6 protein-coding genes and 1 pseudogene are annotated in these 3,850 nt (G+C 44.4%); 5 read left to right on the top strand and 2 right to left on the bottom strand.

The features are described from left to right. The 5 genes and pseudogenes from VE944_RS27790 to VE944_RS27770 all read left to right on the top strand — a co-directional run. Positions 1 to 228, top strand: a pseudogene (locus VE944_RS27790) (KilA-N domain-containing protein); the annotation flags it as partial. Beyond that, positions 225 to 794 (top strand): HNH endonuclease, encoded by a 570-nt coding sequence (locus VE944_RS27785; RefSeq protein WP_324984943.1) that lies wholly within the window; start codon positions 225 to 227, stop codon positions 792 to 794. The pseudogene VE944_RS27790 and the gene VE944_RS27785, both read left to right, overlap by 4 nt. Beyond that, complete coding sequence (locus tag VE944_RS27780; RefSeq protein WP_324984942.1) at positions 781 to 1,794, top strand: hypothetical protein; 1,014 nt, start codon at positions 781 to 783, stop codon at positions 1,792 to 1,794. The genes VE944_RS27785 and VE944_RS27780 overlap by 14 nt, the downstream gene beginning before the upstream one ends. A gap of 112 nt (positions 1,795 to 1,906) precedes the next feature. Then, on the top strand, positions 1,907 to 2,368 hold the full coding sequence (locus VE944_RS27775; protein ID WP_324984939.1) for a Panacea domain-containing protein: 462 nt from the start codon (positions 1,907 to 1,909) through the stop codon (positions 2,366 to 2,368). Next, a complete protein-coding gene (locus tag VE944_RS27770) occupies positions 2,368 to 2,808 on the top strand; it encodes an MAG6450 family protein (RefSeq protein WP_324984936.1) in 441 nt (146 codons plus the stop codon). The genes VE944_RS27775 and VE944_RS27770 overlap by 1 nt, the downstream gene beginning before the upstream one ends. A 35-nt stretch (positions 2,809 to 2,843) precedes the next feature. Here the strand turns inward: VE944_RS27770 and VE944_RS27765 are convergent, their stop codons facing one another. Both VE944_RS27765 and VE944_RS27760 read right to left on the bottom strand, forming a co-directional pair. Then, on the bottom strand, positions 2,844 to 3,311 hold the full coding sequence (locus tag VE944_RS27765; protein WP_324984933.1) for a hypothetical protein: 468 nt from the start codon (positions 3,309 to 3,311) through the stop codon (positions 2,844 to 2,846). 44 nt (positions 3,312 to 3,355) lie between these two features. Then, on the bottom strand, positions 3,356 to 3,850 hold a 495-nt coding region (locus VE944_RS27760), incomplete at its 5' end, for a hypothetical protein (protein WP_324984930.1).

The following is a 3,850-nucleotide window of genomic DNA, read 5'->3' as shown; positions in this document are numbered from 1 at the left end:
CCACAGGATAAACGGCATTTCAAGTTTATGTTTCGTCGCCGCTCTTTTCGCCCTGGCAATGAAACTGAGGTCAAACTATTACCCGCTATCAGTCATCAAATGAGGCTTCAGCAAAGGACTGAGGTTGAGCGACTGATTGGTGAGGTATCAGAGGAAGAAAAACAGAAATTCGATGCACTTAAAGAGCGGGTTTTGAAACAGTATCGGTCATTTGGGGGTGAGTCATGACTAACTACAAAGGTATTCAATCCACCGATCGCAAGCGTACTAGAGCGCACGCCATCATTCCTACCGAAGACCTAGCTTGGGCAATGAAACAAAAGCCTTCAGTTAACCAACTGTGGCACGAATGCTGGACATCAGACCCTTACGGCTCTCGTTGGATATCGCTTACTACCAGTCTTAGCTACAGTGCCTTTCGTGCTGCAAAAAAAGTCATCCAAGAACAAAATTTGTTTTTATTCACACCTAAGAAATCTGTCAAAGATGGTAGAAAAACTGAACATTGGATGACTATAAACTTGCATGGTTCACGCCGAAAATCCTATTGGCAACAGCCCACTGAGTACGAAAAATTCCTAAAAAGCGAATACTGGCTTACTATTCGCCAAGAAATACTTAAAAGAGATGAATTTAAATGTCAATGCTGTGATGCAAAAGAGAGCTTACAGGTGCATCATCTAACTTACAAAAATCACGGAAAAGAGCATGAACATTTAGAGGACTTAATCACTCTATGCGATGACTGTCACAAGAAACAACACAGCTTGGTGGTGAACAATGACAAAGACTAGAACTAAGCCAGATGTAGATAAATCCACAAAGCGCGATCAGAGCAACAAGGCGCGTACTCGCTCCCACATGACAATCCCAACGGATGATCTCGATTGGGCATTAAATCAATCCCCAACAGTGCTACGCCTTTTGTGTGAGTGTTGGAAATCAGATCCTTATGGTTCTCGCTGGATGCCACTCACCACAACCCTACGCGATCGCAATTTAAGAGGTGCAAAGAAAATTCTTAGAGATACTGGGCTATTTGATTTTAAGACAGAAACCAGAGTGCTGGAAGGTAAACAGCATTACGAGACTATGGTGATTAACCTTCATGGTTCAAGAACTGTTTACTGGAAACAAGGCAATAATTTTGCGTCCGGGGTCGGCAATGACAGTGCCAACTTGGGCAATGATAATGCCGCCCAAGGAATTGATAGCACCCCTATCGGCACTAAAGCATCCGGGGTCGGCAATGACAGTGCCGGGGTGAACCTTGAAATCATTACTGAGCAAGCGTTCCAAAACCTCTCAGTAACTTCTCAAGAACACCTCAAGAACTCTTCAAAAGAGTTCTTGAGGTGTGATTCTTCCACACCAAACGAAATCTCCCAAGGTGAGGAGACGGCGATCGCACCCTTGGGGGGTGCATCGCCTCAACTTGTCGAGGGTGTGGAAGAGTTGGAGGAAGAGTTACCTGCGGTAATGGACTGTACGACGCTGGCGCTTGTAGATGCGCTTCTTTGTCAATCTACTTCGTTGTCAGCAGAAAATGAGATTTCGGGTGTTGAGCCGAAAAACTCTCCTGATGGCGTTTGTTCCGTCGGCGCAAAAACATTAACTCAAAGCGAGATATTTGATTGGCTGGATAGAGCAGATGTTGGAGAATGCCCCCCATTGTGGGTGATTCAATACTTGCTAGATAGCAAATATTACGCCAACATCAGAGCTTCGATAAGCAAATTTGAGCAGCAGTGGAATGTTTCTGTAGTCGATTATCGAGTGCAGCAAAGAACGTGACTTTGCTGCTGAAAAATTTTTCATACTCCCCAACACAAGAGTGATCGCAAGCGATAAATTATGCGAGAATAGAAGTGTCAGAACAATTGTACTACTTTAAGCAGTAAACAGTATGCCAAGCGCCCTTGATGTTGCCAAATACTTTCTTTGTCGCATTGACAGAGATGCTGGTGACACAATATCAGCATTAAAGCTTCAAAAGCTTGTGTATTACGCTCAAGCTTGGAGTTTAGTATTGCGAGACAAGCCTCTATTTCCTGAAGAAATTCAAGCATGGCCTCATGGCCCTGTAGTATATGATGTCTGGAATAATTACAAGGATCATAAACATACTGCTATCCCCGAACCAGAGGCATGTGACCTAGATTTTTCTGAAGACGAGATTGAAGTACTAGAAGAAGTTTGGGATAGCTACGGCGAGTTAAGTGCTAGGCGACTTGAAAAGCTAACTCATGATGAACAGCCTTGGCAAGAAGCTCGTAGAGGCTTAGATCCTGGTGAAAAATCTCAAGAAGTTATTTCTCATGAGACAATGAAATCTTACTACGAGAAATACCTACTTGTTGAAGCTTGATGGGGAAAAAGCGTCTCCCAAAACAAAAGAGCGAAAATAAATCGAAAAAAATCTCTGAGGCAGCTACAGCAAAGGCAACTCAGGGAGAAACAACGGATCATTTACACCCAAGCTTTAGGTTTGCATATGCAGATCCAAATCGATGGTGTTTGTCGTATTGGGAAGCAGACGAAATAGACGATTTAATCCGCGCACTGCAAAAGATTGAAAAGCATACCTGGCTCCAGATCAAATCTCAGGGGTCTAAAATCAGAGGTGGATCGGTCGGTTGCGGATTTAAAGTTATCGAACAGCATCCCAATCTTCCAAACAGCGTCAGCGATGATGTTACTATTTCAGAAATGCGTGTTTGTCAAAAGAAGCGTATCTTCGGTTTCAGGATAGATTCTATTTACTATATTATTTGGTTTGACCGCGACCACAGCGTTTGTCCAGAGTGACTCTATGAGGTAAGTCTAGCCTCATGAAAAATTTTTCACAATGCTAGGGCAAATTCTCCATCCAACACCCAAACTTGACCCAATTCTGGAACTTTTACAACTCCCCCAGATGTCTCAACTTCCCCAGATGTCTCAACAAATCCTAGAGGGAAGCGCACCAACCCAGACGCTCCTGCGTCGCTACCGCTTGCGCTAACATCAACAATAGGCATTAGCAACACTACGCCCTCACCCACCCACACCACTGGCGTGCATGGAGCGCTGGTGCGAGATTTAGCCAGTTTATCAACAGGTGCGATCGCCACGCACCACCCCGGCAGCTTCCCAGCATCAGCTAGGGCAAAGAAGGCGTTAGCAGCATCAGGAGAAATGCTCATGCCTTCATCCTCAGCAGGTGTGAAGTAGAAAAAGTCACTCGGTTTGGCGGCTTCTGACTTCGGATCGCGGTTGCTATTAACAAAACAGCTGGTCAGAGTTGCGATCCCCAATTCAGCAAGGTGCAACTCCTCGCGGTGTAACTTCGCGCCATAATGTAGCGCTTGCAGAATTAACCAGGTTGGCTGGCTACCAAATCTTCCTTCACTGAATCTTTCTTCCTGTGGCCAGTAGCGGCGGATTCTCCAGAAGATTTCTCCCCAGTCGGGATCTCGCTGCTCGGTGTCGAGTTTCCCAAGTCAGTTTCTGTGATTTCAGTTGCAGCAACATCTTGCCAGCCAGATTCTTCATTCTTGGCAAATTCAATCACCAAATTAAGTAGCTGGGGATGAATAAGATTAGGATCGCCACTATTCTCTACTTGCCACTCAGGTACTAATCGTTGAATTACTGCCGTAGCCAATACCAAGTTACGGGATACAGTATTATTCTCTAGCAAATCTTGAAAGTTTACAAATTCCTCTAAGAAATCCTGTAAAGAATCGCTATCACCTTGAGTTAGCGCATTGTAAATTTCAATTACTTTTTTATCCGATTTAATGGCAATATCTTTGGCTAGTTTTACAGCAGCGATGCGGATATCCGCAAGGTTAGCAGCTTTGATAAA

Source organism: Nostoc sp. (assembly GCF_035638895.1).
Lineage (GTDB): Bacteria > Cyanobacteriota > Cyanobacteriia > Cyanobacteriales > Nostocaceae > Nostoc.
This window is presented reverse-complemented; position numbering and strand designations above follow the sequence as displayed.

Bases quoted from the DNA above. Each gene is read 5' to 3' on its own strand.
- VE944_RS27785 (WP_324984943.1), top strand. From the start codon at position 225: ATGACTAACTACAAAGGTATTCAATCCACCGATCGCAAGCGTACTAGA.
- VE944_RS27780 (WP_324984942.1), top strand. From the start codon at position 781: ATGACAAAGACTAGAACTAAGCCAGATGTAGATAAATCCACAAAGCGC.
- VE944_RS27775 (WP_324984939.1), top strand. From the start codon at position 1,907: ATGCCAAGCGCCCTTGATGTTGCCAAATACTTTCTTTGTCGCATTGAC.
- VE944_RS27770 (WP_324984936.1), top strand. From the start codon at position 2,368: ATGGGGAAAAAGCGTCTCCCAAAACAAAAGAGCGAAAATAAATCGAAA.